Raw genomic sequence first — 26,221 nt, forward strand, 5'->3', positions numbered from 1 at the left:
CACGGACTCCTGTTTCGCGTCGTACGTTCCGGTACGCCTCGTACGCCTTCTGCGCCCCCAGTTAGAGACTCTCGCATCCTGCGTTCCGTTCCCGGATTCGGGCACGCTTCGGCAACGGAAAACGCGTGGCCCGCCGGCCGGCCCGGGGACTAGGCTCCTGCGCTTCGGTGTCGAGCGGTCCTGGAGGTCGGTTGGCGTGGGTGCGGGACGGTTGTATGTGGCCGTCGCTGCGGGGGGATTCCGACGGTACGCGACGTATCGGGTGGCGACGGCGGCAGGGGTGTTCACCAACACGGTGTTCGGGCTGATCCTCGTGTACGTCTATCTCGCTCTGTGGGACACCCGGCCGCACCTCGGCGGGTACGACGAGGCGCAGGCCGTGACGTACGTGTGGCTGGGGCAGGCGTTCCTGTCGACGCTGGCGATCGGCGGCGGTGGCGTCGAGGACGAGCTGATGGAACGCATCCGTACGGGGGACGTGGCGATCGACCTGTATCGCCCGGCCGACCTGCAACTGTGGTGGCTGGCGGCCGATCTGGGGCGGGCCTTCTTCCAGCTGCTGGGCCGGGGTCTGATCCCCTTCGTGTTCGGGTCGCTGTGCTTCCCGGTGTCCCTGCCGACGGCCCCCGGCAGATGGGCGGCGTTCGCCGTCACGGTGCTGCTCGCGATGCTGGTCGGTTTCGGCATCCGGTATCTGGTGGCGCTGAGCACGTTCTGGTTGCTGGACGGGTCGGGAGTGACGCATATCGCATGGTTCACCGGATATTTCTGCTCGGGCATGCTGCTCCCGCTGAACGTGTTCCCGGGCGCGCTGGGGGACGTCGTACGGCTGCTGCCGTGGTCGTCACTGCTGCAGGGGCCGGCGGACGTGCTGCTGGGGCGGGCGGATCCGGTGGGGACGGTGGTGTTCCAGGGGGTGTGGGCGGTGGCGCTGCTGGGGGCCGGGCGGCTGTTGCAGTCGGTGGCGACGCGCAGGGTGGTGGTGCAGGGTGGCTGAGGCCGGCGGAGCCCGGGCGGGCGGCGGGGTGCGGGACGGGGTCCGTGCCTATGTGCTGATCGCGGGGATGTGGATCCGGTCGACGATGACCTACCGGGCCTCTTTCGCCATGACCACGTTCGGGAACTTCACGGCGACGTTCCTGGACTTCGTGGCGATCATGCTGATGTTCTCGCGGGTGGACGCGCTCGGTGGCTATTCACTGCCGGAGGTGGCGTTCCTGTACGGGCTGTCGGGGGTGTCGTTCGGGCTGGCGGATCTGGTGATCGGGTCGATGGAGCGGCTGGGGCGGCGGGTACGGGACGGCACGCTGGACACGCTGCTGGTGCGGCCGGCGCCGGTGCTGGCGCAGGTGGCCGCGGACCGGTTCGCGTTGCGCAGGCTGGGGCGGCTGACACAGGGGTCGCTGGTGCTGGGCTGGTCGCTGGCGCACGTGGACATCGACTGGACGGCGGCGAAGGTGCTGCTGATGCCGGTGATGCTGCTGAGCGGCTGCGGGATCTTCTGCGCGGTGTTCGTGGCGGGCGCGGCGTTCCAGTTCGCGGCGCAGGACGCCTCGGAGGTGCAGAACGCGTTCACGTACGGGGGTACGACGCTGTTGCAGTATCCGCCGACGCTGTTCGCGAAGGAGCTGGTGCGCGGGGTGACGTTCGTGCTGCCGCTGGCCTTCGTCAACTGGCTGCCGGCGGCGTACGTGCTGGGGCGGCCGTATCCGCTGGGGCTGCCGGGGTGGGGGGCGTTCACCTCCCCGCTGGTCGCGGTGGTGTGCGGGGTGCTGGCGGGGCTGGCGTGGCGGGCGGGTCTTCGTTCTTACCGGAGTACAGGGAGCTGACGGGTGACGGACGTGGCGGATGTGGCCGGTGTCGCGGAGGTGGCGGACGGCGGCGGGTTCATCGAGCTGGACCGGGTGGAGAAGGTCTTCGAGGTGCGCAAGAAGACCGGGTTCCTGAAGCGGGAGCGCCGGGAGGTGCGGGCGGTGGACTCGATCTCGTTCGCGGTGCCGCGCGGGGAGATGGTGGGGTACATCGGGCCGAACGGCGCGGGGAAGTCGACGACGATCAAGATGCTGACGGGGATTTTGACGCCGAGCGGCGGCCGGGTGCGGGTGGCGGGGATCGACCCGTCGCGGGAGCGGGTGCGGCTGGCGCACCGGATCGGGGTGGTGTTCGGGCAGCGTACGACGCTGTGGTGGGACCTGCCGTTGATCGATTCCTACCGGCTGGCGCACCGCATGTACCGCATCCCGGACGCCCGTTACCGCGCGAATCTGGAGCGGCTGGTCGAATTGCTGGATCTGGGCGGTCTGTTGGATGTTCCGGTGCGTCAGCTGTCGTTGGGGCAGCGGATGCGGGGGGACATCGCGGCGGCGCTGCTGCACGATCCGGAGGTGCTGTACCTGGACGAGCCGACGATCGGGCTCGACGTGGTGTCGAAGGTGCGGGTGCGGGACTTCCTGCGGGAGTTGAACGCCGAGCGGGGTACGACAGTGCTGCTGACCACGCATGATCTGCAGGACATCGAGCAGTTGTGCTCGCGGGTGATGGTCATCGACCACGGGCGGCTGGTGTATGACGGTCCGCTCGCGGGGCTGCATGAGGCCGGGGAGAGCGAGCGGACGCTGGTGGTGGACCTGGAGCGGGAGTTGCCGCCGATCGAGGTGCCGTCGGCGCGGGTGGTGCGGGTGGAGGGGGCGCGGCAGTGGCTGGCGTTCCCGGCGGGGCAGTCGGCGGCGCCGGTGGTGGCGGCGGTGGCGGCCGGGTATCCGCTGGTGGACCTTTCGGTGCGGGAGCCGGACATCGAGGCGGTCATCGCGCGGATGTACGCGGGGAAGGCGGTGCGGTAGGTCCTGTCTTGACTAGGCTGCTGTCATGACCGACGACGCGAACCCCGACCTCCGAGCCTCCGACGCCGACCGGGAGCGGGTCGCCGAGGTGCTCAGGGACGCCCTCGCCGAGGGGCGGCTGGACATGGCGGAGTTCGAGGAGCGGCTGGAGGGGGCGTACCGGGCGCGCACGTACGGGGAGTTGGCGCCGCTCACGCGTGATCTGCCGGTGTCCGGGGCGGGGTCCGCGCCTGCGGTGTCCTTCGTGAAGGAGCCGGCGGAGCCCGCGGTGCGGGGCGGGTGGACGGGGCGGATCGTGGGCGGCGAGGGGTCGTCCGACGGGGCGGTCGCGATCATGTCGGGGTTCCAGCGGAAGGGGCGCTGGACCGTGCCGAAGCGGTTCACGTGCTTCGCGTTCTGGGGCGGCGGGGAGATCGATCTGCGCGAGGCGGACTTCGTGGACCGGGAGGTCGAGATCAACTGCATCTCGATCATGGGCGGGATGCAGGTGATCGTGCCGCCGGGGGTCGAGGTCGTGGTGCGCGGGTTCGGGTTCATGGGCGGGTTCGAGCATCCGCGCGGGGACGACCAGGCCGGGCCGGGTGCGCCGCGGGTCGTCATCGGGGGGTTCGCCTTCTGGGGCGGGGTCGGGGTCGACCGGAAGGTCACGCGGGCGGAGCGGCAGCGGCTGAAGGAACTGCGCCGGCAGGAGCAGCGGGAGGGGTTGGACGCCGGGTCCGCTCGTCCCGAGCTGTTTGCCTCGCGGCATGAGCGACGGTACGACCGGCATGAGCACCGTGAGCTTCGCGAGGAGTGGCGTGAGGAGCGGCGCCGGGACCGGGAGCGGCGCCGGGGCCGGGGGTACTGAGGGTGCGCTGCCGGGTGCGGGTACGTAGTGCCTTCCCGCGCAGTTCCCCGCGCCCCTGAGAGGGCGCCTGGCTGAGCGCCGTCGTCATCCGCGGGCGCGCTGTGGTCCTTCGCGCCGTTCCCCGCGCCCCTGAGAGGGCGCCTGGCTGAGCACCGTCGTCGTCCGCAGGGGTGTTGTGGCTTGGTGTGCAGTTCCTCGGAGATCCGGGGGGTGGTCGCGCCCCTCAGGGGCGCGGGGAACTGCGCGAGGACCCGCCACCCGGCCGCGGGAGACGATGGCGCTCAACCACTCCCCCTCCCAGGGGCACCTGACTGCGGTCACGGGGTGCAGACCTTTGTCAGTTCGCCTGCGGCGTCTGTTACCGGGCCGACGTCGGGGGTTTTGTCGCCGTTGCGGACGGCCGTGCGGACGTTGGAGACGGCCTGCTGGACGTGGTCGACGGCCTTGTTGACGTCCGCGTCGTCCGTCTTGTCGCTGATCTTCTTGAGGTTGTGCTCGATGTCGTCGAGCGACGCGTCCGTCTGGGACGGATCGTTCGCCGCGTTCTCCACCGCCTGCTGGAGGCCGGTGACGCTGTCGGCTATCGCGTCGGCGGTCTGCACGCAGTCCAGTGCCTTGTTGACGCTGTCGCAGCCGGCCGTGAGGCCGATGCTGAGGACGGCGGCGGCCGCTGCGGCGGCGATGGCGGTCGTACGGCCTCGGCGTCGGCGTCGGATGGCGGCCATGGTGGTGTTCCTCCCCTGACAACGGATGGCAGGGCGCACGGTGGTGGTCCGTGCGCCCGTATCCATAGGACGCCGGGGAAGTCGGCGGGGTTGCCCCCGCCCACCCGCCTCTTTGGGGCGCCCTTTACTTTTCGAGCGTGGCCGCCAGGGCCGCCTGCTGGATGGCGGCCAGGTCGGTGCAGCCGGCCACGGCGAGGTCCAGCAGGGAGTTGAGTTCGTCGCGGGCGAACGGCTCGGCCTCGGCGGTGCCCTGGACCTCGACGAAGCGGCCGTCGCCGGTGCAGACGACGTTCATGTCGGTGTCGGCGCGCACGTCCTCCTCGTAGCAGAGGTCGAGCAGCGGAACGCCGCCGACGATGCCGACGGAGACGGCGGAGACGGTGCCGGTGAGGGGCTGCCGGGAGGCCTTGATCAGCTTCTTGCCGCGGGCCCAGGCGACGGCGTCGGCGAGGGCGACGTACGCGCCGGTGATGGCCGCCGTGCGGGTGCCGCCGTCGGCCTGGAGGACGTCGCAGTCGAGGACGATGGTGTTCTCGCCGAGCGCCTTGTAGTCGATGACGGCGCGCAGGGAGCGGCCGATGAGGCGGGAGATCTCGTGGGTGCGGCCCCCGATCTTGCCGCGGACGGACTCGCGGTCGCCGCGGGTGTTGGTGGAGCGGGGCAGCATGGCGTACTCGGCGGTGACCCAGCCCTCGCCGCTGCCCTTGCGCCAGCGCGGGACGCCTTCGGTGACGGAGGCGGTGCAGAAGACCTTCGTGTCGCCGAAGGAGACGAGGACGGAGCCCTCGGCGTGCTTGCTCCAGCCGCGTTCGATGGTGACGGGGCGGAGCTGTTCGGGGGTGCGGCCGTCGATTCGAGACATGGTGCCGAGCCTATCGGGAGTGCCGGAAGGGGCTCCTCCCGCCTCGGGAAGAGCCCCTCCAAAGTGAACCGGCGAACCGGCACCGCTCACATCATGTCTTCGATGTCCGCCGCGATCGGGTCGGCGTCGGTGCCGATGACGACCTGGATGGCGGTGCCCATCTTGACGACGCCGTGGGCGCCGGCCGCCTTCAGGGCCGCGTCGTCGACCAGCGAGGGGTCCTTGACCTCGGTGCGGAGCCGGGTGATGCAGCCCTCGACCTCTTCGATGTTGTCGAGTCCGCCGAGCCCGGCGACGATCTTCTCAGCCTTGCTGGCCATGTTCCTTCTCCCTGGTCCGAACCGGTTTGTGGCAGTAACCCACAGTTGGCCCAACTTTGCGAGCGGTCGTGCCGTACGCGCCGCATGATGGCGATCACAGGCGATCACAGCAGTGGAACCGTCCGCCGACTGGTCTACACCACTGTGGGGACGGTCGCCAAACCGCGTCCGGGCCGAGCGGGTCGGGAGGACACCCATGAGCGCCGACAGCGCCGACGCCGGAACCGCCGGCCGCCCGGCCGGTCCCCTGCGGGAGCACTGGAACCGCTGGTTCCAGGGGCTGCAGAAGATGGGCCGGAGCCTGCAACTGCCCATCGCGGTGCTACCGGCCGCGGGCATCCTGAACCGGCTGGGCCAGCCCGACGTGTTCGGGTCGGACGGGCTGGGCTGGACCGACGTGTCCCGGGTGATGAAGGGCGCGGGCGGCGCGCTGCTCGACGGCTCCCTCGGCCTGCCCCTGCTCTTCTGCGTGGGTGTCGCGATCGGCATGGCGCGCAAGGCGGACGGCTCGACGGCGCTCGCGGCGGTGGTGGGCTTCCTCGTCTACTACAACGTCCTGCACCAGTTCCCGGAGTCCTGCCCGGGCGGGTCCCAGGCGGTGCCGGACATCGGCTGCCAGGTCAGCGTCGGCGCGGGCATCGGCGCCGTGACGCCGTTCACGTTCCAGAATCCCGGGGTGTTCGGCGGCATCGTCATGGGGCTGCTGTCGGCCTTCTTCTGGGCCCGTTTCCACCGGACCCGGCTGGTGGACTGGCTCGGCTTCTTCAACGGCCGCCGACTCGTCCCGATCATCATGGCGTTCGTCGCGATCGCGTTCGCCGCGCTGTGCCTGTGGGTGTGGCCGCCGATCGGCGACGGCCTGGAGAGCTTCAGCAAGTGGCTGCGGGACGCGGGTGCCTGGGGGGCCGGCATCTTCGGCGTCGCCAACCGCGCGCTGCTCGTCATCGGGCTGCACCAGTTCCTGAACGTGCCCATCTGGTTCCAGTTCGGCACGTACACGCCGCCGGGCGGCAAGCCGGTGCACGGTGACATCAACATGTTCCTGGCGGGCGACCCGCACGCCGGCCAGTTCACCTCGGGGTTCTTCCCGATCATGATGTTCGCGCTGCCGGCGGCCGCGCTGGCGATCACGCACTGCGCGCGGCCGGACCGGCGCAAGGAGGTCGGCGGGCTGATGCTCTCGGTGGCCCTGACCTCGTTCGTGACCGGCATCACCGAGCCGATCGAGTACTCGTTCCTGTTCATCGCCCCGCTGCTGTACGCCGTCCACGCCGTGCTCACGGGGGTGTCGATGGCGGTGACCTGGGCGCTCGGGGTGCACGACGGGTTCAGCTTCTCCGCCGGGCTCATCGACTACGTCATCAACTGGAACCTGGCGACCAGGCCCTGGGCGATCGTCCCGATCGGGCTGTGCTTCGCCGTCGTCTACTACGCGGTGTTCCGGTTCGCGATCACGAGGTTCGATCTGAAGACGCCCGGGCGGGAGCCGCTGGACGAGGTCGAGGACGTCACCAAGAGCTGATCTCCGGGGCCTCGCGGGCCCCTTGAACGGGCCTCGGACCGACACGAAAAGTAGCGATTCCGTCGCAGGAATCGTGGGTTCCTTATGCCGCCTTCATCGTGCTACAACAGGTCTACACCACTGAGTGGTGTAGACCACCACCCGATGGAGGACGTATGACCACCGCCACCGCGCCATCCACGGCGGCCCCTCAGAAAAAGAGGGGATCCGGCCTGTTCCAGGGCCTGCAGAAGGTCGGCCGCAGCCTGCAGCTCCCGATCGCCGTGCTGCCGGCGGCGGGCCTCCTGATGCGGCTCGGCCAGCCCGACGTCCAGGCGAAGCTGCACCTGCCCACCGACGTCGCGAAGGTGTTCGCCGGGGCCGGCGGCATCCTGTTCGACAGCTCCTTCGGGCTCCCCCTCCTGTTCTGCATAGGCGTGGCCATCGGCTTCGCGAAGAAGGCCGACGGCTCGACGGCGCTCGCGGCCGTGGTCGCGTTCCTCACCTACTATGCCGTGATCCACCAGTTCCCCATCAAGGAGGGTCACGAGGGCGCGACGTACACGCCCGTCGCACCCTTCGGCGGGTTCTGGCAGAAGGGGCACGAGGCGGCCACGGCCGCCACGTTCCAGAACCCGGGTGTGCTCGGCGGCATCATCATCGGTCTGCTGACCGCCGTGCTGTGGCAGCGCTACCACCGCAAGAAGCTCGTCGACTGGCTCGGCTTCTTCAACGGCCGCCGTCTGGTCCCGATCATTACGGCCGCCGTCGGTGCCGCCCTCGGTGTCCTGGTCGTCCTCGGCTGGCAGCCCATCGGTGACGTGATCACCAACTTCGGCGAGTGGATGACCGGCCTCGGCTCCTTCGGCGCGGCCCTCTTCGGTCTCATCAACCGCGCGCTGATCCCCATCGGCATGCACCAGTTCGTCAACTCCGTGGCCTGGTTCCAGATCGGCGACTACACCAACTCCGCCGGCACCGTCTTCCACGGCGACCTGCCGCGCTTCTTCGCGGGCGACCCGCACGCGGGCATGTTCATGACCGGCTTCTTCCCGATCATGATGTTCGGTCTGCCGGCGGCGGCCCTCGCCATGGCCCACTCCGCTCGGCCCGAGCGCCGCAAGGCCGTCCTCGGCATGATGACGTCGCTGGCGCTGACCTCGTTCATCACCGGTGTGACCGAGCCGATCGAGTTCTCGTTCATGTTCATCGCACCGCTGCTCTACGCGATCCACGCGGTCCTCACCGCGCTGTCCATGGCGGTCACCTGGGCCCTCGGCATCCACATGGGCTTCAGCTTCTCCGCCGGTCTGACCGACGTCCTCATCAACTGGGGCATCTCCACCAAGCCGTGGCTGATGATCCCGGTGGGCCTGGTCTTCGGCGTCATCTACTACGTCGTCTTCCGGTTCGCCATCGTCAAGTTCAACATCCCCACCCCGGGCCGGGAGCCCGAGGAGGAGGTCGAGGACCTCACCAAGGCGTGAGGCACCACCGCAGGGCATGACGAAGGCCCCGGAACCCGTGTGCATCGGGTTCCGGGGCCTTCGTCGTAGGACGGGGACCGGACTCAGATCTCGTACGACTGCCTCGGCGCCGCCAGGTCGACCGGGCCGGCGAAGACCTCGCGGGCGTCGCGGAGGTTGACCTGCGGGTCGGTCCACGGCGGGATGTGAGTGAGGACCAGGCGGCGGGCGCCCGCACGGGCCGCCGCCTCACCCGCCTCGCGGCCGTTGAGGTGCAGGTCGGGGATGCTCTCCTTGCCGTGCGTGAACGCGGCCTCGCACAGGAACAGGTCCGTGTCGCGGGCCAGCGTCCCGAGCGCCTCGGTGACTCCCGTGTCGCCGGAGTAGGCGAGGGACTTGCCGCCGTGCTCGACCCGGATGCCGTACGCCTCCACGGGGTGGCGGACCCGCTCGGTGTGCACCGTGAACGGGCCGATCTCGAACGTCGACGGCTTGACCGTGTGGAAGTCGAAGACCTCGCTCATCGAGGAGGCGCTGGGGGTGTCGGCGTAGGCCGTGGTGAGGCGGTGCTCGGTGCCCTCGGGGCCGTAGACCGGGAGGCGGTCGCAGGGGCCGCCGTCGTGGCGGTAGTAGCGGGCGACGAAGTACCCGAGCATGTCGATGCAGTGATCGGCGTGCAGATGGCTGAGGAAGATCGCGTCGAGGTCGTAGAGACCGCAGTGGCGCTGGAGCTCGCCGAGGGCGCCGTTGCCCATGTCGAGCAGCAGCCGGAAGCCGTCGGCCTCGACGAGGTAGCTCGAGCAGGCCGATTCCGCGGACGGGAACGACCCCGAGCAGCCGACGACGGTGAGCTTCATGAAGCAGAAACCTCCGTGGCGGAAACCATTGGGCGCGGTGCGGGACAAGTGGTGCGAAGGGGGCGGGGCGGGGGGTGACGAGGGGTCGTACGGGGTTCGTCGAGCGTAAGGCGCAAAAGGGCCGGTCGCTCCTCCGCCAGGGGCCGTTGTGGGCGAACTCACCTGTGCTGTCACCGGTTCGGCTGGACCGGGGGCGCAACAGGATTGAAAGAGGGCGCGCAATGCGCGGCGTGCGCCGGTACCGTCGTCCGTATGGACACGTCATGGTGGCTGGCGCTCGCGGCGGTGGTGCTGCTCGCGCTGGTCGCCACGCTCGTGGACGGCTGGGGGCGCGGCCACCGGCGGCCCGGGCGGTGGCGACGGCGGCACGGGCGGTTGGAGGGGGCCGCGGCGGCGGCACGGCCCCATCCGGGTGACATCTGGTGGGCGAACGTGCCCTACGAGGACCACGTGGGTGTCGCCAAGGACCGGCCCTGCCTGGTGCTGGCGGTGCGTGGCAACCGGGCGACGGTCGCGAAGATCACCAGTAAGTACCACGACGAACGCGCGGGGGTGATCCCGCTGCCGCCCGGCGCGGTCGGGGACGCCCAGGGCCGCCCCAGCTTCCTCCGCACGGACGAGCTTCGCGAGGTGCCCGTCGGGGATTTCCGCCGCCGGGTGGGTGTGGTGGACCCGGTCCTCTGGGATCAGGTACGGCACCTGGCCGGGTGAGTGCTCCGCTGGATGCGGCGCGTCGTCAGGCTGCGGCGCCGTCGTGGCTTGTCGCGCCCACGCGGCGGAGCCGCACATGTACACAGCCCCGCGCCCCTTCGGGGCGCTCAGCTCACCCTCACTGTCACCGTCCAGTCCTGGATGCCCTTGCAGGAGACCGCGCCCGGGGTTGTGAGCTGGGCGCACAGGGGGCGGGAGGACACCAGTTTCACCGTGCCGGAGGTTGTCGCGCGCCAGGCGCCCGTGGAGTCGCCCGGTTGCAGGACTATGCCGGCGTTGATGGCTTCCAGGCCCTTGCCCTGTACGGAGACCGGCTTCCAGGGGCGGGCCTTGGTGCCGTCGAGGGTGAGGCGCAGCTCGTCGCCCTTGGACAGGCAGACGGTACGGCCGTTGTCGGCGGCCGTCAGCTGTCCCTTGGCGGTGCAGCCGGCCGGGGTGGAGGACACCGTGCCGCCGTTGCCGGAGTGGCCGGCGGACGTGCCGGACTTCTCGGAGCCGCAGCCGGCCAGGAGGAGCGTCGCCGCGAGGGCGACGGCGGTGGTGCCGACGGGGAGCGCTGTCCGTGTCGTACGGCGCATGGGGACCGCCTTTCGGTACGGGGCCGGACGACCGGCCTGGTGCTGATGTGACGTATCAGCGGCGCCGTCGGATCCCGGTCGAGGCCCCCGAAACGGAATGATCCCGCGCGCGGAAGGCCTCCGCGCGCGGGATCACCGGGTGGTGCGGGTCAGCTGGTCGTGACGGCGGTGTCGTCGACGACGAAGCTGGTCTGCAGGGAGGAGTCCTCGGTCCCGCTGAACTTCAGGGTGACCGTCTGGCCCGCGAAGGCGGACAGGTCGAAGGACTTCTGGGCGTAACCGGAGGCGGCGTCCAGGTTGGAGTAGGTCGCCAGGGTGGTCGAACCGGCGGTGACCTTCAGCTTGTCGTACGCGCTGGAGGAGGTCGACTCGTTGGTGTCGATGTGCAGGTAGAACGTCACCTTGGCGGTGCAGCCGGCCGGGATCGTCACCGACTGGGAAACGGTGTCGGTGTGGGTGCTGCCGTAGCCGTCCATCCACGCCTTGTAGGAGCCGCTGTGGGCGGCCTCACCGGAGTCGGTGGTGATGACGCCGCTGGTGGCGCTCCAGCCGGTGCTGCCGGACTCGAAGCCCGGGTTCTTGAGCAGCTGGGCGGAGGTGCAGCCGCCGCCGGAGGTGCCGACGGTCCAGGTGAAGGAGGTCGCGCCGGTGGCGCCGGTGGAGTCCTTGGCGGTGACGGTGACCTGGTAGGTGCCGGCGGTGGAGGCGGTGCCGGAGATCAGGCCGGTGGAGCTGTTGATGGACAGGCCGGTCGGCAGACCCGTGGCGCTGTAGGTCAGGGCCGCACCCGCGCTGTCGCTGGCGTGGATCTGCAGGCCGGCGGAGCCGCCCGTGGTGGTGGACTGGTTGCCGGGGTTGGTGACGCTCACCGTGTTGCCGGTGCTGCCGCCGCCGGCGGTGAAGGCTGCGGTGCCGTTGGGGGTGCCCCAGCCGGTCGGGCCGTCGTAGCCGGTGCCGGCGGTGCAGAAGTAGGACGTGGAGCAGGAGCCGTTGCTGCCGCTCGTCACGTCGAACAGGTTGCTGGTGTGGGCGTAGGGGTACTTCGCCGGGTAGTCACTGCTGCCCGGGGTGCCCGCGAGGGCGTAGACGCCGGCGACGAGCGGGGCGGAGGCGCTGGTGCCGCCGTAGACCGCCCAGCCGGAGCCGCCGTAGGTGTCGTAGACCGCCACGCCGGTGGCCGGGTCGGCGACGGCGGAGACGTCGGCCTCCATGCGCTTGGAGCAGCCCGTGTCCGTCTGCCAGCTCGGCTTCGGGTCGTAGGCGGAGCAGCCGGAGCCCGTGCCCTCGGTGGAGTTGGTGTGCCAGACGGACTCCGACCAGCCGCGCGAGTTGGAGGACTGGTTCAGCGCGGTGCCGCCGACGGCGGTCACGTACTGGGAGGTCGCCGGGTACTCGGCGCCGTAGGCGGAGTCACCCGCGGAGACCGTGATGGCCACGCCCGGGTGGTTGAAGTACTGCTGGTCCTCGGACGTCTGGCTCGATGCCTCGTCGCCGCCCCAGCTGTTGGAGACGATCTTGGCGCCCTGCGAGACGGCCTGGTTCTCGGCGATGCCGAGGTCCGTGTCGTTCGCCGAGTCGGCCTCGACCAGGACGATGTGGCAGTTCGGGCAGGTGGCGCTGACCATGTCGAGGTCGAGCGCTTCCTCACCGGCCCAACCCGAGTCGTTGGTGGGGAGGTTGGTGGTGGAGCCGGTCTGGCTGACCTGCTTGAAGCAGCCGTTGGCCTTGGTGCAGGAGGACAGGCCGTAGGTCGAGCGGTAGGTGCCCAGGTCCGCCTCGGCGTTGGGGTCGTTGTAGGCGTCGACGATCGCGACCGTCATGCCGGACCCGCCCGTGGAGGGCAGCTTGTAGGCGTCGTGCAGGTTGGCCGGGGAGAGCCCGGAGGGGGTGGCGGCCGCGGCGGCGAGCGCCGAGGCGAGGTGCTGCTTGATGTCGGTGCGGCGCTGCGCGAAGCAGGACGCGTGACCGGGCTCGGCGGTGGCGCACAGGTGCTGGGTGGGCACCTTCTGGCCGGCCTTGCCCGTTGTGTGGAAGGTCTGACGCTTGGGGTCGGTCAGGGCCTTCGCGTTCTGCGCCGCGTGCGTGGTGGTGTGGGCGGCGGTCTGTGCCGTGACCGGCGTGGCACCCGCTACGGGTGCGGCGGCGAAACCGGCGACGGTGAGGCCGAGGGCCGGGACGGCGACGGCGACGAGCTTGCGCAGACGGGGTCTGCGCCCGCTCGGGCGTGACTCACGCATGGGGTACTGCCTCCGTGGAAGTGGGGATTCGCAGCTGGAAGGGCAGCCCGTGACACGCGCGTAGCGGCGGCGAAACCGCGCAGGTCATGAGCATGACACTCACAGGCACCTGCCCGCCGACCTCGTGGAGTGAGGGTGACATGACAGGGTGCGGGAGGAACGTAGCCCTGGCCCGAGCGTTACCGGCAGTACCGGACACAATTCTTTGCCCGGCCATAGGATTCGCGTGACCCCCTCATTGGAGGGGGTTGGCGAGAACCGAGAACTACACCCGAAGGCCGTTACGCGCGAGCCTCTACGCCCAGAGCTGGCCCTGGAGGGTCTCGATGGCCTCTTCCGTCGTGGCGGCCGTGTAGACGCCGGTGGAGAGGTACTTCCAGCCGCCGTCGGCGACGACGAAGGCGATGTCGGCGCTCTCGCCGGCCTTCAGCGCCTTGTTGCCGACACCGATCGCCGCGTGCAGGGCGGCACCGGTGGAGACGCCCGCGAAGATGCCCTCCTGCTGGAGGAGTTCACGGGTGCGGGTGACCGCGTCGGCGGAGCCCACGGAGTAGCGGGTGGTGAGGACCGAGGCGTCGTACAGCTCGGGGACGAAGCCCTCGTCGAGGTTGCGCAGGCCGTACACCAGGTCGTCGTAGCGCGGTTCGGCGGCGACGATCTTGACGTCCGGCTTGTTCTCGCGCAGGTAGCGGCCGACGCCCATCAGGGTGCCGGTGGTGCCGAGGCCCGCGACGAAGTGGGTGATGGAGGGCAGGTCCGCGAGCAGCTCCGGGCCCGTGGTCGCGTAGTGCGCGCCGGCGTTGTCCGGGTTGCCGTACTGGTAGAGCATCACCCAGTCGGGGTGCTCGGCGGCCAGCTCCTTGGCGACGCGCACGGCGGTGTTGGAGCCGCCCGCCGCCGGGGAGGAGATGATCTCCGCGCCCCACATGCCGAGCAGGTCCCGGCGCTCCTGCGAGGTGTTCTCGGGCATCACGCACACCATGCGGTAGCCCTTGAGCTTGGCCGCCATGGCGAGCGAGATGCCGGTGTTGCCGGAGGTGGGTTCGAGGATCGTGCAGCCGGGGGTCAGCCGGCCGTCCTTCTCGGCCTGCTCGATCATGTGCAGGGCCGGGCGGTCCTTGACCGAGCCGGTCGGGTTGCGGTCCTCCAGCTTGGCCCAGATGCGGACCTCGGGGGACGGCGACAGCCGCGGCAGGCGCACCAGGGGGGTGTTGCCCACCGCGGCCAGCGGGGAGTCGTAGCGCATCGCTGCCGGCGCCGTCAGCGCATGCCGCCGGCCACGGCCGGCAGGATCGTCACGTTGTCGCCGTCGGACAGCTTGGTGTTGATGCCGTCCAGGAAGCGGACGTCCTCGTCGTTCAGGTACACGTTGACGAAGCGGCGCAGCTGGTCGCCGTCCACGATGCGCGCCCGGATGCCACCGTGCCGGGTCTCGAGGTCGGCGAACAGCTCGGCGAGGGTGTTCCCGGCGCCGTCCACCGCCTTCTGGCCGTCGGTGTAGGTGCGGAGGATGGTCGGGATGCGGACCTCGATGGCCATGGTCGCGGGCTCCTGTCAGGGTTAAGTCGTCGATGTCGGGTCGTCGATGTCGTCGAAGGTGGCGCGGATGCCGCGGAGGCTGCGCGCGCGGCGGCTGGCCGCGCGGCCCACGGCCGGTACGGCGGCAGGGAACGTCAACAGATGGCGCTGTTCAACCTGCACAGGTCGACGTGCAGCCGCGCCACGAGCAGCATGCCCGGCGTCTCATCGCTCACGTCGTGGAGAACCATGGGCTCATCGTATCGATTCCCGGTCCGGGTTCCGGAATGTGATCCCAGATGGCGGACGCATGACGATCGAGGGGTGAGACGGTGCGGCTCAGTAGGCCTCGACGATCTTCACGTCCTCCTCGGTGACCTGCCCGTCGAGGATGCGGAAGGAGCGGAACTGGAACTCGCCGAGGCCGTCGGCGTCCGCGGTGGAGACGAGGACGTAGTGGGCGCCCGGCTCGTTGGCGTAGCCGATGTCGGTGCGGGAGGGGTAGGCCTCGGTCGCGGTGTGGGAGTGGTAGATGATCACCGGCTCCTCGTCGCGGTCGTCCATCTCGCGGTAGAGCTTCAGCAGGTCCTGCGAGTCGAACTCGTAGAAGGTGGGCGAGCGGGCCGCGTTCAGCATGGGGATGAAGCGCTCGGGGCGGCCGGCGCCCACGGGACCGGCGACCACGCCGCACGCCTCGTCGGGGTGGTCCTCGCGCGCGTGGGCGACGATCTGGTCGTGGAGGGCCTGGGTGAGGGTCAGCATGGGGCTCAGGATAAGCAGAGGGCCCGCTCCGTACCGAGGGATGGTACGGAGGGGCCCACATGCCGGACGTCTTGAGCGGGTGGCTGCCGGGAATCCACGAGTGTTCCCGGTCGCCCGACGTCCTGCGGGGAGGCCGGCACGGCGGGGCCGGCTCCTGGTTCTGGCTGGTGCGGTCAGCCCACCTGTTCCAGTTCCGGCTCGCGGCGGGCGGCGATGTCCGGGGTGCGGTTCTTCAGGACCAGCCAGCCGACGCCGAGCGCCGCCGCCCAGACGGCCATCACGTAGAGGCAGACGCGGGAGTCCGGGTCGTAGGCGATCAGACCGGTGACGAACAGCAGGAACGCGATGGCGATGTACGACGACACCGCGCCGCCGGGCGCCGGGAAGGGCGAGGCGGGCAGCCGGCCGGCGGCGACCGCGCGGCGGTACCGGACGTGGCTGACCAGGATCATCAGCCAGGTCCAGATGCCGGCCGCGGTGGCGACGGAGGTGACGTAGCCGAACGCCTTCTCCGGGACGACGTAGTTGAGGACCACGCCGATGCCCATGAACAGCACGGAGACGGTGATGCCGAGCGCCGGGGTCTTGGTGACCGACAGCTTGGAGAAGACCTGCGGGGCCTCGCGGTTGTCGGCGAGGGTGCGCAGCATGCGGCCTGTGGAGTACATGCCCGAGTTGCAGGAGGACAGGGCGGCGGTGAGCACCACGAAGTTGACGATGCCGGCGCCGGCCGGGATGCCGATCATCGCGAACGCCTTCACGAAGGGGCTGACGTTCGCGTGGAACTCGGTCCACTTGACCACGCACAGGATGACGGTGAGGGCACCGACGTAGAACAGGCCGATCCGCCAGGGCAGGGTGTTGATGGCCTTCGGGAGGGTCTTCTCCGGGTTCTCGGACTCCCCCGCCGTGACGCCGACGAGTTCGACGGCGAGGTAGGCGAACATCACGCCCTGCAAGGTCATCAGGGAGGAGCCGATGCCCTTGGGGAAGAAGCCGTCGAACTGCCAGAGGTTCGACACGTGCGCGGTGTCACCGGCGGCGCTGAAGCCGAAGGTGAGCACGCCGACGCCGATCACGATCATGCCGATCAGCGCGGTGACCTTGACCATGGAGAACCAGAACTCCAGCTCGCCGAAGAGCTTCACGGAGATCAGGTTGACCCCGAAGAGGATCACCAGGAAGACGAGCGCGGTCACCCACTGCGGCACCGAGGGGAACCAGTAGTTGATGTAGATCGCGGCGGCCGTCAGCTCGGCCATGCCGGTGACCACCCACATCAGCCAGTACGTCCAGCCGGTGAAGTAGCCGAAGAACGGGCCGAGGAATTCGCGCGAGTAGTCGGCGAAGGAGCCGGAGACCGGGCGGTAGAGCAGCAGTTCGCCCAGGGCCCGCATGATGAAGAAGATGATCACGCCGGCGAGGGCGTACATCAGGATGAGACTGGGGCCGGCCTTCTCGATGTTGGCCCCGGCCTTCAGGAACAGTCCGACACCGATCGCGCCGCCGATGGCGATCATCTGGACCTGGCGGCTGCCGAGCCCGCGCTCGTACCCCTCCTCAGGGGCTGCGGTGACCTTCTCAGAGGCCATGTGTGGTGCGCCTTTCTCCATTTCCGACCCGGGCCTGTCGTCGGCCTCCGGATCGGGTTTCGATCCCCCCGGACTGATGGAGCTGGGCGGGCTTTCGAAACGGCCCGCCCGTGCCTGGCCGGCGGTCGCCGGCTCGGTGGCGCACCCGGCCGTACATGGGTGGTGTCGGCCGGGCGGTCGTGAAGATTTACCACGGTCGGACCGCTGATCACAGGGTCGCGATGTGACGCACAGCACAGGTAGAACCGGACAAAGGGCGTCCGAACGCAGCATTACCGGCCACATCGGTGACGTGATCGTTATCCGGATTTGAGCGTCCTCTGAGCGAACACGAAATGCGGATGAATCAGGACATCACGGCATGATGGCCGTCACGGCATGATGGCCGTCAAGGCATGACGGCCATCAGGACATACCGGCCGTCAGGACATGGGGCACGTCACGGCATGAGCGTGCCGACGAGGGTCTCCTGGAGTCCGCCGAGCCAGAGGTAGGCCAGCACCATCGGCTTGCGCGGGTCCTCGTCGGGGAGCCGGTAGAGCAGGTCGGTGTCGTCCTCGTCGGTGATGTCCAGCGTCGTGCCGATGGCGAGGCGCAGGTCGTTGAGGGAGCCGAGCCACTGCCGGGACTCCTCCGGGGACAGCTTGAGGACCGCGCCGCCGTCGTCGTCCAGGGGGGCGAGGGCGTCCAGGGTGCGGATCACCGCGAGGGCGTTGTCCCGCTTGCCGGCCCTCAGGTCGTTCTCGGTGTAGCGGCGGAACTCGGCGGAGTACTCCTGCCACTCCTCCGCCTGACCGAGGGACTCGGGCGCCTTGGCGGGGTCGCTGTAAGCGTCCGGGAAGAGCCGTCTGAGCACCGGGTCGGAGGGCGGCTCGCTGGGGCCCTCCGCGAACAGCTCGGCGAGCGGGTCGTCCGGGGCGTCCTCGGTGGGACCGGGGCCGATGCGTTCCAGCAGCTGGGCGGCGAGCGAGCGGAGAATGGAGATCTCGACGTCGTCGAGTGCGACGGCCGCGCCGCCGCCGGGGAGCGGTTCGAAGGTTCCTGACATGGAGGCGATTCGCTACTTCCGGTCCTGCTGGAGGGTGGCCCACAGACCGTAGCCGTGCATGGCCTGCACGTCGCGTTCCATCTCCTCGCGGCTGCCGCTGGAGACGACCGCCCGGCCCTTGTGGTGGACGTCGAGCATGAGCTTGGTGGCCTTGTCCTTGGAGTAGCCGAAGTACGCCTGGAAGACGTACGTCACGTAGCTCATGAGGTTGACCGGATCATTGTGGACGATGGTGATCCAGGGGACGTCGGGCTCGGGTACGGCGAAGACCTCCTCCGCCGACTCGGTGCGTTCGATCTCTGCGGGCGCGGGTGACGTCACAGTGCCCATGCTGCCACGCCGATCAGTATTCGTCACACTGACGAAATGGGGGTACGATCCCTTGCCATGAACACAGCGGACCTCGGGCTGCCGGTGGACGTTCCCTCCACGGCGCTCTTCACGGACCAGTACGAGCTGACCATGCTGCAGGCCGCGCTGGCGGGCGGTACCGCCGAGCGGCGCAGTGTGTTCGAGGTCTTCACCCGGCGGCTGCCGCACGGGCGGCGCTACGGCGTGGTGGCGGGCACCGGGCGCGTCCTGGACGCGGTCGAGAACTTCCGCTTCGACGACGCCGTCCTGGCGTTCCTGCGTGAGCGGGAGATCACGGACGAGCGGACGCTGGAGTGGCTCGCCGGCTACCGGTTCAGCGGGGACATCTGGGGCTACCCCGAGGGCGAGGTGTACTTCCCGGGCTCGCCGATCCTGCGGGTGGAGGGCTCCTTCGCCGAGTGCGTGCTGCTGGAGACCGTGATCCTCTCCATCCTCAACCACGACTCGGCGATCGCGGCCGCCGCCTCCCGGATGGCGTCCGCCGCGGGCGGCCGGCCGCTGGTCGAGATGGGCGCCCGCCGCACCCACGAGCTGGCCGCCGTCGCCGCCGCGCGCGCCGCGTACGTCGGCGGGTTCGCGACCACCTCCGACCTCGCGGCCGGCTTCCGGTACGGCATTCCGACCGTCGGCACCTCCGCGCACGCCTTCACCCTGCTGCACGACCACGAGCGGGACGCCTTCCGCGCCCAGGTGGACTCGCTGGGCCGGGGCACGACGCTGCTGGTGGACACGTACGACGTCGCCGAGGCGGTCCGCACGGCGGTGGAGGTGGCCGGTCCCGAGCTGGGCGCGGTGCGCATCGACTCCGGGGACCTGCTGCTGGTCGCGCACCGGGTGCGGCAGCAGCTGGACGAGCTGGGCGCGACCCGCACGAAGATCATCGTCACCTCGGACCTCGACGAGTACGCCATCGCCTCGCTGGCGGCGGCGCCCGTGGACGCGTACGGCGTCGGCACCCAGCTGGTGACCGGGTCCGGGCACCCGACCTGCTCGATGGTCTACAAGCTGGTCGCCCGCGCCGAGTCCGCGGACCCTGCGGCGCCGCTGGTGCCGGTCGCGAAGAAGTCCAGCGGGGGCAAGACGTCCGTGGGGGGCCGCAAGTGGGCGGCACGGCGCCTGGACGCGGAGGGGGTGGCGGAGGCCGAGGTCGTCGGCACCGGATCCGTCCCCGCCGAGCTGGGCGACCGGCAACTGCTGGTCGAGCTGGTCAAGGGCGGCCGGGTCGTCGCGCGCGAGCCGTTGGACGTCGTACGGGACCGGCACGTCGCCGCGCGGGGAAACCTGCCGCTGTCCGCGACGCAGCTCTCACGCGGGGAACCCGTCCTGCCGACGGAGTACGTGCACGGGCGCTCGGGTAGCTAATCCGGGACCGGTACGCGCCCCTCCTCTCCACCACCCACACAGCCGAAGGACACCCGCCATGCGCCGCGCCTTGATCGTCGTAGACGTCCAGAACGACTTCTGCGAGGGCGGCAGCCTCGCGGTGGCGGGGGGTGCCGATGTCGCCGCCGCGATCACCGAACTGATCGGGCAGGCGGCGGGCGGCGCGGGGTACCGGCACGTGGTGGCCACCCGGGACCACCACATCGCGCCGGGCGGCCACTTCGCGGACGACCCCGACTACGTCCACTCCTGGCCGGCGCACTGCGTCGCGGGCACGGAGGGGGTGGGGTTCCACCCCAACTTCGCCCCGGCCGTCGCCTCGGGGGCGGTGGACGCGGTGTTCGACAAGGGGGCGTACTCGGCCGCGTACAGCGGGTTCGAGGGGGCCGACGAGAACGGGGTGTCGCTGGCGGCGTGGCTGCGGGCGCGGCACATCGACGAGGTCGACGTGGTGGGGATCGCCACGGACCACTGCGTGCGGGCGACTGCGCTGGATGCCGCGAAGGAGGGGTTCCGGACGCAGGTGCTGCTCGACCTCACGGCCGGGGTCTCCGCCGACACCACCGACCGCGCCCTCGAATCACTCCGCTCCGCAGGCATAACCCTCACCGGCAAACCGGTCCTGAACAGCTAGCCCGCGCTGAGCTCGTAGGTCGCCTGCGGGCCGGTGGGGGCCGTTCGCGCAGTTCCCCGCGCCCCTAGGGGTGGGCTGCCCTGGCCGGTGCTGGAAAGTGTCGGCCAGTACAGCGCGCCCCTCAGGGGCGCGGGGAACTGCGCGAGCGGCCACAGCGGGGCTGCGGACGGGACGGGGGCGGGGTCAGCCCTGGGGTACCGCTGGTCGGCGGAGGAGTGCTCGGATGGGGTGCCAGAGTTCGTTCGGGATGACACCGTTGTCCGGGGACGTGCGCCAGAGGAGGCCGTCGGGGTGGTGGAGGACCGCCGTCACCTCGTCCGGGGTCGGCGGGGCGGTGTTGCCCCGCAGGTATATCGCGCGCAACCCCAGGTTGCGGAGCCTGGTCAGGGCTCGGGCGCGGTTCTGGGCGTGGACCAGGACCCGTACCCCCGCGGGGCCGCCCGCGGGCCCGGGACTGGGCAGGTTGAGCGCCACCACCACCGTGCCGTTCGGCATCTTGCAGAAACCTCCTGCGGCCATGTGGTCACATCCCCGTTCCGGTCGGTGTCAATAAGCGAGCCACAGGTCGCACCTAAACACGATCGGCGGCAACCCGCCAGGGGGTTGCCGCCGATACGCTTCTGACCTGCGAAAATGTCCGCTTACTTCACCGCGGGACCGACCAGCAGCTCCACCGTCGAGCCACCCTTGCCCTGCTTCAGGATCCTGATCATGGTGTTGGTGTCAGTGATCTTGACGCTCGCGGAGGGGTTCTCCGGGTCGTAGTAGGTGCTCGTGTGGTCGTTGAACGTCCGCACGCCCTTCTGCGACTTGATCTTGGTCTTCACGTCCGCCTTGTGCAGGGTCAGACCGTCGGTGCGACCGATCGTGAACGTCGAGTCGTACGTCTGGATCTTGTTGCGCATCAGCGTGCCGTCGGACCACTTCAGCGCCTTGGCGTGCGCGTCGACCGGCAGGATCAGACCGGTGCCCGGGTGGGCGCTGGTGTTGTTGTCCGCCTGGGAGGTGTCCCACTTCCAGATCAGCAGGCCGTTCTGGTACGGGTAGTGCTCCACCCAGCCCGTGCGCTTGGCCGAACCGAAGTTGTACGGGCCGACCTTGAGGGTCTTGTCGTACGACTCGTACTGCCGGTTCTCGGCGATGTAGTACTGCTTGTAGTCCTTGGTGAAGGACGCGCCGATGCGGGAGAAGCCGGAGGCCGTCCACGCGTTGTCCGCGCTCTCGGCGTTGTCCGAGAACACCGGGGCACCGTCGGCGGTCAGCGTGATGTCGTCCGCCGCGAAGCCCTTCAGGGCGACGCCGCCGTCGGACTGGTAGCGGAAGCGCAGCTGGATCTTCTGGCCCGCGTAGGCGTCCAGGGAGTACGACAGCTTCTTGTAGCCGTCGACCGAACCGGTCAGGGCCGGCTTGTCGCTGCCGTCGCGCGGGATGGCCTGGCCGTCCACCGTGCCGTCGAGGGCGGTCCAGTTGGAGCCGCCGTCGGTCGACACCTCGGTGTAGAGGTAGTCGTAGTCCTTCTCGATGTCGTACCAGCCGTCGAGGTCCAGCTTCGCGGACTTCTTGCCGGTCAGGTCCACCGAACGGGTCAGGGTGTTCTTGAGGTTGTCACCCATACCGCTCCACCACTGGGTGGCACCCTGCGCCGGGTTGACGATCGTGGTCTTGACCGCCTTGTCCGGCAGCGAGACGACGAGCGCCTGGTGGTACTTGGTGTTGTACTCGGCGAGACCCAGCTTGTGCCAGGAGGTGACGCCCGCCTTGGCGGTGTCGTAGTTCAGCCAGCCCAGCTGCATCTTGTCCCAGGCGTTGAGGTCGCCCGGCATGTCGCCGATCGACTCCTTGCCGGTGCCCAGCCAGGAGCCGGCGGACATCAGCGTCCAGAAGCCGGTGCCGTTGTCGCCGCCCGCGGTGTCGTACTCGTCCGGCAGGCCGAGGTCGTGGCCGTACTCGTGGGCGAAGACACCGAGGCCGCCGTTCTCCGGCTGGATGGTGTAGTCGCCGACCCAGACGCCGGTGTCGCCGACCTGCGTGCCGCCGAGCTTGTTGTCGGCCGGACCGGTCGCGCCCGCGTCCGTGCCGAAGGCGTACCAGCGGTGGGCCCAGATCGCGTCCTTGCCCTGGGCGCCGCCGCCCGCGGACTCGTCCTCACCGGCGTGCACGAGCTGGAAGTGGTCGATGTAACCGTCGGGCTCGTTGAAGTTGCCGTCGCCGTCGTAGTCGTAGCGGTCCCACTGGTCGTACTTGGCCAGGTCCGCCTTGATGGTGGCGTCGGACTTGCCGGCCTTCTTCTGGTCGGCGACCCAGGCGTTCAGGCCGTCGCGGACCACGTTCCACACGTCGGTGCAGTTCGTCTGGCCGCAGGCGTCGTTGCCGTAGCGGGCCTCGTTGTAGGGCACCTTGACCCAGTCGGAGACCTCACCGTCGACCGAGTAGCGGCCCGAGGACTGCTTCTCGTAGTACTTCTTCAGCGACTCGGTCTTCTTGCCGGTGCCGAAGTACAGGTCCTGGTAGTGCTTCTGGTTGTAGTCCGCCTGCCAGGCCGTCGAGTTGTCCTTGCGGCGGTCGGGCTGGGCGATCGTGTTGTGCAGCGGGCCGGGGGTGCCGCCGAACTTGGGGTCCGTCTGGTCGCCGAACTCCACCAGGATCGTGAAGATCTTGTCGGTCTTCTCCCGGCCGAGCTCGACGTACTTGCTGTCGCCCTTCTTGCTCTTGAGCTGGACGACCTTGGAGCCGTTGCGCTCCTTGACCTTCGTCTTGCCCGATATGAGCTGGTTCAGGGCCTCCTGGCGCTGAGCCCGCTGCGTCTTGCTCATCGGACCGTCGAGGTTGTGCGACTGCTGCTTCACGGCCGGGTCGTGCCGGTTCGCGGCAGCCGACGGGGCCTTGTCCGCGCCGGTCGCCGCCTGCGCGACGGCGAAGGTCGCGAATCCGGCCGAGGCGGTGGTGAGCACGACGCCGATGGCGGCGGCTCTGAACGTCCAGGGTCTGCTGGTCACTTGAGTTCCTCCCCCGCGCCGCGCGCACGAACAGGGGGTCCCGGGTCATGGATGGATCCGTGCGCGCACGTTCAACGCGTGTGTCAAGTGACGTCATTTGACTAGAGGTTTAGAAGAAAAGACAGATCTTGACTTGCCCAGGACAAGTGCACTATGCGGAGCTGGCGTCCGCTTTACGAACAGGGTTAACCCTCGATCCCCGGGCGCGCCGTAGGGGAATCCCGGCCAACGGGCGCGTGATACCGGCACATGCCGGGGCCCCATGACTCCGTGCGCCCCCTGTGCACCGGCACCGTGGGTTAGGTCACGCTTACCCATCGTCCGTCCCGGGCATGCAGCCGAATAGAGTCGAATCGGCACCCCCCGACCCTCCCGAGGACACGATTGCCATGCCTCGTCCGACTGCCGCACAGCTCGTCTACGGTTCCTGCACCGTGGTCTTCTCGACCCTCGCCATGCTGCTGCTCTCCAAGGCGACTTCCGTCCTCGGGATCGCCGTCATCGCACTCGCCGCGCTCGCGCTGGGCGTCTTCGTGGCCATGACGGTGCCGCTGCCCGGCGCCCACACCGTCGCGGCGCGGACGGAGCCCGCGGCCGAGGAGGAGCGGGTGCCCAGCCGGCTCTGACCGGCGGGCACCGGGCTCAACGCGTGCTGACGACCACCGTCTTGGCCGCTTTGTCGTGCAGGCCCTGTTTGTACGGCCTGTCGAAGAAGCTCCAACCACCCGAGATGGCCGTCCAGATACAGGCACAGCAGAACGCGAACGGAATCCACAGCACCAGGGAGCGGATCAGCAGGGTCTGCGGGGAGGGCGTGGCACCGTTGTCCAGGTTGGCCACGCGCAGGTGCAGCCACTTCTTGCCGAGCGTCTGGCCGGTCCGGGACATCATGAACGTGTCGTAGGCGATGTAGAGGACCGCGGCGATGACGCCCTCGGCCGCCGACCGGCCGGCCTGGATGCCGTTGTCGTCCATCTCCCACGCGCTGACCCCGAACGCCCAGGTGAGCAGTCCGACGACGATCCCCACCAGGATCATGTCGATGATCCGGGCGAGGGTGCGCTTGCCGCTGTCGGCGAGCGGGGGCATTCCGGCGAGCGGGTCGGCGGGGTAGCCGCTGCCGCCGTAGGAGTCACCGCCGTACGGGCCGCCGCCACCGTAGGGGCCGCCGCCCGGCGGAGGAGGCTGACCGCCGCCGTAGGGGCCGCCACCCTGCGGAGGGGGCTGGCCGCCGCCCTGGTCGCCGCCCGGGGGCGGGGGCTGCTGGGCGCCGTACGGCGGGTCGTACGGCGAGCCCGCGCCCTCCTGCGACGGGGGCCGCTTGCGGAGCGGATCGTCGTCGGGCGGCTGCGGTCCGGAGCCGTGGGGCGGTTCGCTGCTCATGGCCCGAGTGCATCCCGAACTCCCCGCCACCGCATCCGGCAGACCGCCGTACGGAGTACCGGTGCCAGCCCTTCGGCGCCGTCGCGCGGCCGGCGGTCAGCCCGCGACGAAGGTGTGCGCCGCCTTGTCGTGCCAGCACTGGTGCCAGGGACGGTCGAACAGGCACCACAGCACGCCGAGGACCCCGATGCCGAGGAGACCGGGAACGCTGTACACCAGCCAGCGGCGCAGCGCCGCGCCGAAGGCGGGAGGCTCGTGGCCCTCGATGTCCCGCACGTCGAGCCCGCACAGCTTCTTGCCCAGGGTGCGGCCCCACTTGGCCGTGGGCAGCACCTCGTAGAGGACGCCGAAGACGAGCAGGACGGCCAGCACGATGGCGAGGCAGGTGCCGGTGGTGCCGTCGAGCAGCCAGACGGTGACGCTGCGGCCGGACAGCTTCGCCGCGTCGATCTTGTCCTGGATGTGGTCGACGGCCCTGGTGCCGAACGGGACGGCCGCGACGCCGGTGACGGCGCCGATGACCAGGTTGTCGACGAGCCGGGCGAGGAACCGCCTGCCGAGTCCGGCGGGCCGGGCCGCGGCCTGCCGGCGCGCCGCCGCCTGGAAGATGTCGTCCACCGGCGGCTTCCACGGCGCGACGGGCTGCTCGTCCCCGGCCCCGGCCAACTGGTGCACCTGCTGCGCCCAGGAGGCCTGCCCTCCCCCGGGACCGCTGGTCACCGGGGCGGGCGCCGGCTGCGGTGCCGGGGCGGCGGCCTGGTGCGGCACGGAGGGGGCAGGTGCGGCGGCGTTCGGCGCGGAGGGGGCCGGTGCGGCGGCGCGTGCGGCGGCCGCCTTTCCGGCTCCGAAACCGGCACCGGCGACCGGCGGGGCGGCGGGACCGGCGGAAGGGGTGGCGGGGGCGGCAGTTGAGGCGGCGGGGGCCGCTCCGACCGGGCCCTGGAGGCCGGGGACGGCCGCACCGGGGGCGCCGGAGCCGCCGCTCGCCGGCCCACGCGCCCCACGCGCGCGTGCCCCGCTCGTCCCCGGACCGGAGGTGTCCCGCACCGGGCGGAACGTCATCGTGCCCTCGTCCTGGATCGCCGCCGGGCCCGGGACCGGGCGGCGGAAGATGAAGGTGCCGCCCGCGTCGGGGGTGTCCGGCTCGGCCGGAGGGATGGAGGCCGTGCCGTCGGCGCTCATGGCGTGGCCGGACGGCTGGGCCGGGGCGTCCGCCGGAACCCTGGGGTCGGCCGGCCATGCGGCGGGCGCCTGCCGCTGCGGGCCGGACGGCGCGGGCTGCGGGTCCTCGTCGAAGAAGTGCGGGCCCGTCTCCTCCATCGCCGAAGCCGCGGAAGCCGCTGAAGACGCCGGACCGGCCGGGGCGACCGGAGCCGCAGGAGCCTGCGGAGTCGGAGCCGCCGGGGCGGCGCCCGGCGGCGGGTTGAGCGGTTCGCCGTCCCTCGGCGCCGGCCTGCTGGTGCCCGGCACCCAGGAGGCGCCGTTCCAGTACCGGACGTAGCCGGGGATGGACGGGTCCGGGTAGTAGCCCTCGCGGGGCCTGTCGTCGCCGGGGGCCGGGGTTGGGGCGCTCATGTCCGTCGTCCCGT

At 70.3% G+C, this 26,221-nt stretch carries 27 protein-coding genes; 10 read left to right on the forward strand and 17 right to left on the reverse strand.

What is annotated here, in order from left to right:
* Positions 1-196 precede the first annotated feature (196 nt).
* From ABZ854_RS26655 to ABZ854_RS26670, 4 genes are read left to right on the forward strand one after another with little or no spacing between them, the layout of a single operon-like run.
* Complete coding sequence (locus tag ABZ854_RS26655) at positions 197-997, forward strand: ABC-2 family transporter protein (RefSeq protein WP_129308928.1); 801 nt, start codon at positions 197-199, stop codon at positions 995-997.
* Positions 990-1,829, forward strand: coding sequence for an ABC transporter permease (locus tag ABZ854_RS26660; RefSeq protein WP_361215188.1), 840 nt, complete (start codon positions 990-992; stop codon positions 1,827-1,829). The genes ABZ854_RS26655 and ABZ854_RS26660 overlap by 8 nt, the downstream gene beginning before the upstream one ends.
* Positions 1,830-1,832: 3 nt before the next feature.
* Entirely contained in the window at positions 1,833-2,840 is a 1,008-nt protein-coding gene (locus ABZ854_RS26665; RefSeq protein ID WP_361215190.1) for an ATP-binding cassette domain-containing protein, read from the forward strand.
* 25 nt (positions 2,841-2,865) lie between these two features.
* On the forward strand, positions 2,866-3,687 hold the full coding sequence (locus ABZ854_RS26670; RefSeq protein ID WP_361215192.1) for a DUF1707 domain-containing protein: 822 nt from the start codon (positions 2,866-2,868) through the stop codon (positions 3,685-3,687).
* Between the two features lie 317 nt (positions 3,688-4,004).
* Here ABZ854_RS26670 and ABZ854_RS26675 read toward each other — a convergent pair whose 3' ends face one another.
* The 3 genes from ABZ854_RS26675 to ABZ854_RS26685 all read right to left on the reverse strand — a co-directional run bounded on the left by ABZ854_RS26675 (position 4,005) and on the right by ABZ854_RS26685 (position 5,594).
* The gene (locus ABZ854_RS26675; protein WP_361215194.1) at positions 4,005-4,412 is read right to left on the reverse strand and encodes a hypothetical protein; all 408 of its coding nucleotides are present in this window, start codon (positions 4,410-4,412) and stop codon (positions 4,005-4,007) included.
* A gap of 124 nt (positions 4,413-4,536) precedes the next feature.
* Positions 4,537-5,274, reverse strand: a complete 738-nt coding sequence (gene rph, locus ABZ854_RS26680) for a ribonuclease PH (protein ID WP_361215196.1) — start codon at positions 5,272-5,274, stop codon at positions 4,537-4,539.
* Between the two features lie 86 nt (positions 5,275-5,360).
* The gene (locus ABZ854_RS26685; protein WP_129308923.1) at positions 5,361-5,594 is read right to left on the reverse strand and encodes a PTS glucose/sucrose transporter subunit IIB; all 234 of its coding nucleotides are present in this window, start codon (positions 5,592-5,594) and stop codon (positions 5,361-5,363) included.
* Between the two features lie 289 nt (positions 5,595-5,883).
* Here ABZ854_RS26685 and ABZ854_RS26690 point away from each other — a divergent pair, with 289 nt between their 5' ends.
* Both ABZ854_RS26690 and ABZ854_RS26695 read left to right on the forward strand, forming a co-directional pair.
* Positions 5,884-7,116 (forward strand): PTS transporter subunit EIIC, encoded by a 1,233-nt coding sequence (locus ABZ854_RS26690; protein WP_361215261.1) that lies wholly within the window; start codon positions 5,884-5,886, stop codon positions 7,114-7,116.
* A gap of 155 nt (positions 7,117-7,271) precedes the next feature.
* A complete protein-coding gene (locus ABZ854_RS26695; protein WP_361215199.1) occupies positions 7,272-8,582 on the forward strand; it encodes a PTS transporter subunit EIIC in 1,311 nt (436 codons plus the stop codon).
* 83 nt (positions 8,583-8,665) lie between these two features.
* Here ABZ854_RS26695 and ABZ854_RS26700 read toward each other — a convergent pair whose 3' ends face one another.
* A complete protein-coding gene (locus ABZ854_RS26700; protein WP_361215201.1) occupies positions 8,666-9,418 on the reverse strand; it encodes an MBL fold metallo-hydrolase in 753 nt (250 codons plus the stop codon).
* Between the two features lie 252 nt (positions 9,419-9,670).
* Here ABZ854_RS26700 and ABZ854_RS26705 point away from each other — a divergent pair, with 252 nt between their 5' ends.
* Entirely contained in the window at positions 9,671-10,129 is a 459-nt protein-coding gene (locus tag ABZ854_RS26705; RefSeq protein WP_361215203.1) for a type II toxin-antitoxin system PemK/MazF family toxin, read from the forward strand.
* 107 nt (positions 10,130-10,236) lie between these two features.
* Here ABZ854_RS26705 and ABZ854_RS26710 read toward each other — a convergent pair whose 3' ends face one another.
* The 9 genes from ABZ854_RS26710 to clpS form a co-directional block, all read right to left on the reverse strand.
* Positions 10,237-10,707, reverse strand: a complete 471-nt coding sequence (locus ABZ854_RS26710) for a hypothetical protein (RefSeq protein ID WP_361215205.1) — start codon at positions 10,705-10,707, stop codon at positions 10,237-10,239.
* A gap of 149 nt (positions 10,708-10,856) precedes the next feature.
* Entirely contained in the window at positions 10,857-12,944 is a 2,088-nt protein-coding gene (locus tag ABZ854_RS26715) for a putative Ig domain-containing protein (RefSeq protein ID WP_361215207.1), read from the reverse strand.
* A 295-nt stretch (positions 12,945-13,239) separates the two neighbouring features.
* The gene (locus tag ABZ854_RS26720; protein ID WP_361215209.1) at positions 13,240-14,190 is read right to left on the reverse strand and encodes a cysteine synthase; all 951 of its coding nucleotides are present in this window, start codon (positions 14,188-14,190) and stop codon (positions 13,240-13,242) included.
* Between the two features lie 14 nt (positions 14,191-14,204).
* The gene (locus ABZ854_RS26725) at positions 14,205-14,483 is read right to left on the reverse strand and encodes a MoaD/ThiS family protein (protein WP_361215211.1); all 279 of its coding nucleotides are present in this window, start codon (positions 14,481-14,483) and stop codon (positions 14,205-14,207) included.
* 134 nt (positions 14,484-14,617) lie between these two features.
* Positions 14,618-14,713, reverse strand: coding sequence for a putative leader peptide (locus ABZ854_RS26730; protein ID WP_347239660.1), 96 nt, complete (start codon positions 14,711-14,713; stop codon positions 14,618-14,620).
* Between the two features lie 88 nt (positions 14,714-14,801).
* Entirely contained in the window at positions 14,802-15,224 is a 423-nt protein-coding gene (locus ABZ854_RS26735; RefSeq protein ID WP_361215213.1) for a M67 family metallopeptidase, read from the reverse strand.
* A 173-nt stretch (positions 15,225-15,397) separates the two neighbouring features.
* A complete protein-coding gene (locus ABZ854_RS26740; RefSeq protein WP_361215215.1) occupies positions 15,398-16,816 on the reverse strand; it encodes an amino acid permease in 1,419 nt (472 codons plus the stop codon).
* 439 nt (positions 16,817-17,255) lie between these two features.
* A complete protein-coding gene (locus ABZ854_RS26745; protein WP_361215217.1) occupies positions 17,256-17,864 on the reverse strand; it encodes a DUF2017 domain-containing protein in 609 nt (202 codons plus the stop codon).
* A 12-nt stretch (positions 17,865-17,876) separates the two neighbouring features.
* Positions 17,877-18,194 (reverse strand): ATP-dependent Clp protease adapter ClpS, encoded by a 318-nt coding sequence (gene clpS / locus ABZ854_RS26750; protein ID WP_361215219.1) that lies wholly within the window; start codon positions 18,192-18,194, stop codon positions 17,877-17,879.
* Between the two features lie 57 nt (positions 18,195-18,251).
* Here clpS and ABZ854_RS26755 point away from each other — a divergent pair, with 57 nt between their 5' ends.
* A complete protein-coding gene (locus tag ABZ854_RS26755; protein WP_361215221.1) occupies positions 18,252-19,598 on the forward strand; it encodes a nicotinate phosphoribosyltransferase in 1,347 nt (448 codons plus the stop codon).
* Positions 19,599-19,656: 58 nt separating this feature from the next.
* The gene (locus tag ABZ854_RS26760) at positions 19,657-20,253 is read left to right on the forward strand and encodes an isochorismatase family protein (RefSeq protein WP_361215223.1); all 597 of its coding nucleotides are present in this window, start codon (positions 19,657-19,659) and stop codon (positions 20,251-20,253) included.
* Between the two features lie 183 nt (positions 20,254-20,436).
* Here ABZ854_RS26760 and ABZ854_RS26765 read toward each other — a convergent pair whose 3' ends face one another.
* Complete coding sequence (locus ABZ854_RS26765; RefSeq protein WP_361215225.1) at positions 20,437-20,772, reverse strand: hypothetical protein; 336 nt, start codon at positions 20,770-20,772, stop codon at positions 20,437-20,439.
* A gap of 122 nt (positions 20,773-20,894) precedes the next feature.
* On the reverse strand, positions 20,895-23,249 hold the full coding sequence (locus ABZ854_RS26770; protein ID WP_361215227.1) for an immune inhibitor A domain-containing protein: 2,355 nt from the start codon (positions 23,247-23,249) through the stop codon (positions 20,895-20,897).
* Between the two features lie 389 nt (positions 23,250-23,638).
* Here ABZ854_RS26770 and ABZ854_RS26775 point away from each other — a divergent pair, with 389 nt between their 5' ends.
* Complete coding sequence (locus ABZ854_RS26775; RefSeq protein ID WP_361215229.1) at positions 23,639-23,875, forward strand: hypothetical protein; 237 nt, start codon at positions 23,639-23,641, stop codon at positions 23,873-23,875.
* A 16-nt stretch (positions 23,876-23,891) separates the two neighbouring features.
* Here ABZ854_RS26775 and ABZ854_RS26780 read toward each other — a convergent pair whose 3' ends face one another.
* Positions 23,892-24,632: an RDD family protein gene (locus ABZ854_RS26780; RefSeq protein WP_361215231.1), complete on the reverse strand. Its 741-nt coding sequence runs from the start codon at positions 24,630-24,632 to the stop codon at positions 23,892-23,894.
* 96 nt (positions 24,633-24,728) lie between these two features.
* The gene (locus ABZ854_RS26785; RefSeq protein ID WP_361215233.1) at positions 24,729-26,207 is read right to left on the reverse strand and encodes an RDD family protein; all 1,479 of its coding nucleotides are present in this window, start codon (positions 26,205-26,207) and stop codon (positions 24,729-24,731) included.
* Positions 26,208-26,221: the final 14 nt, after the last annotated feature.

Origin of the sequence: Streptomyces sp. NPDC047028, assembly GCF_040644095.1 — a bacterium.
Lineage (GTDB): Bacteria > Actinomycetota > Actinomycetes > Streptomycetales > Streptomycetaceae > Streptomyces.

Coding starts and splice junctions, on each gene's coding strand:
- ABZ854_RS26670 (WP_361215192.1), top strand. CDS start 2,866: ATGACCGACGACGCGAACCCCGACCTCCGAGCCTCCGACGCCGACCGG.
- ABZ854_RS26675 (WP_361215194.1), bottom strand. CDS start 4,412: ATGGCCGCCATCCGACGCCGACGCCGAGGCCGTACGACCGCCATCGCC.
- rph (WP_361215196.1), bottom strand. CDS start 5,274: ATGTCTCGAATCGACGGCCGCACCCCCGAACAGCTCCGCCCCGTCACC.
- ABZ854_RS26685 (WP_129308923.1), bottom strand. CDS start 5,594: ATGGCCAGCAAGGCTGAGAAGATCGTCGCCGGGCTCGGCGGACTCGAC.
- ABZ854_RS26690 (WP_361215261.1), top strand. CDS start 5,884: ATGGGCCGGAGCCTGCAACTGCCCATCGCGGTGCTACCGGCCGCGGGC.
- ABZ854_RS26695 (WP_361215199.1), top strand. CDS start 7,272: ATGACCACCGCCACCGCGCCATCCACGGCGGCCCCTCAGAAAAAGAGG.
- ABZ854_RS26700 (WP_361215201.1), bottom strand. CDS start 9,418: ATGAAGCTCACCGTCGTCGGCTGCTCGGGGTCGTTCCCGTCCGCGGAA.
- ABZ854_RS26705 (WP_361215203.1), top strand. CDS start 9,671: ATGGACACGTCATGGTGGCTGGCGCTCGCGGCGGTGGTGCTGCTCGCG.
- ABZ854_RS26710 (WP_361215205.1), bottom strand. CDS start 10,707: ATGCGCCGTACGACACGGACAGCGCTCCCCGTCGGCACCACCGCCGTC.
- ABZ854_RS26715 (WP_361215207.1), bottom strand. CDS start 12,944: ATGCGTGAGTCACGCCCGAGCGGGCGCAGACCCCGTCTGCGCAAGCTC.
- ABZ854_RS26720 (WP_361215209.1), bottom strand. CDS start 14,190: ATGCGCTACGACTCCCCGCTGGCCGCGGTGGGCAACACCCCCCTGGTG.
- ABZ854_RS26725 (WP_361215211.1), bottom strand. CDS start 14,483: ATGGCCATCGAGGTCCGCATCCCGACCATCCTCCGCACCTACACCGAC.
- ABZ854_RS26730 (WP_347239660.1), bottom strand. CDS start 14,713: ATGGTTCTCCACGACGTGAGCGATGAGACGCCGGGCATGCTGCTCGTG.
- ABZ854_RS26735 (WP_361215213.1), bottom strand. CDS start 15,224: ATGCTGACCCTCACCCAGGCCCTCCACGACCAGATCGTCGCCCACGCG.
- ABZ854_RS26740 (WP_361215215.1), bottom strand. CDS start 16,816: ATGGCCTCTGAGAAGGTCACCGCAGCCCCTGAGGAGGGGTACGAGCGC.
- ABZ854_RS26745 (WP_361215217.1), bottom strand. CDS start 17,864: ATGTCAGGAACCTTCGAACCGCTCCCCGGCGGCGGCGCGGCCGTCGCA.
- clpS (WP_361215219.1), bottom strand. CDS start 18,194: ATGGGCACTGTGACGTCACCCGCGCCCGCAGAGATCGAACGCACCGAG.
- ABZ854_RS26755 (WP_361215221.1), top strand. CDS start 18,252: ATGAACACAGCGGACCTCGGGCTGCCGGTGGACGTTCCCTCCACGGCG.
- ABZ854_RS26760 (WP_361215223.1), top strand. CDS start 19,657: ATGCGCCGCGCCTTGATCGTCGTAGACGTCCAGAACGACTTCTGCGAG.
- ABZ854_RS26765 (WP_361215225.1), bottom strand. CDS start 20,772: ATGGCCGCAGGAGGTTTCTGCAAGATGCCGAACGGCACGGTGGTGGTG.
- ABZ854_RS26775 (WP_361215229.1), top strand. CDS start 23,639: ATGCCTCGTCCGACTGCCGCACAGCTCGTCTACGGTTCCTGCACCGTG.
- ABZ854_RS26780 (WP_361215231.1), bottom strand. CDS start 24,632: ATGAGCAGCGAACCGCCCCACGGCTCCGGACCGCAGCCGCCCGACGAC.
- ABZ854_RS26785 (WP_361215233.1), bottom strand. CDS start 26,207: ATGAGCGCCCCAACCCCGGCCCCCGGCGACGACAGGCCCCGCGAGGGC.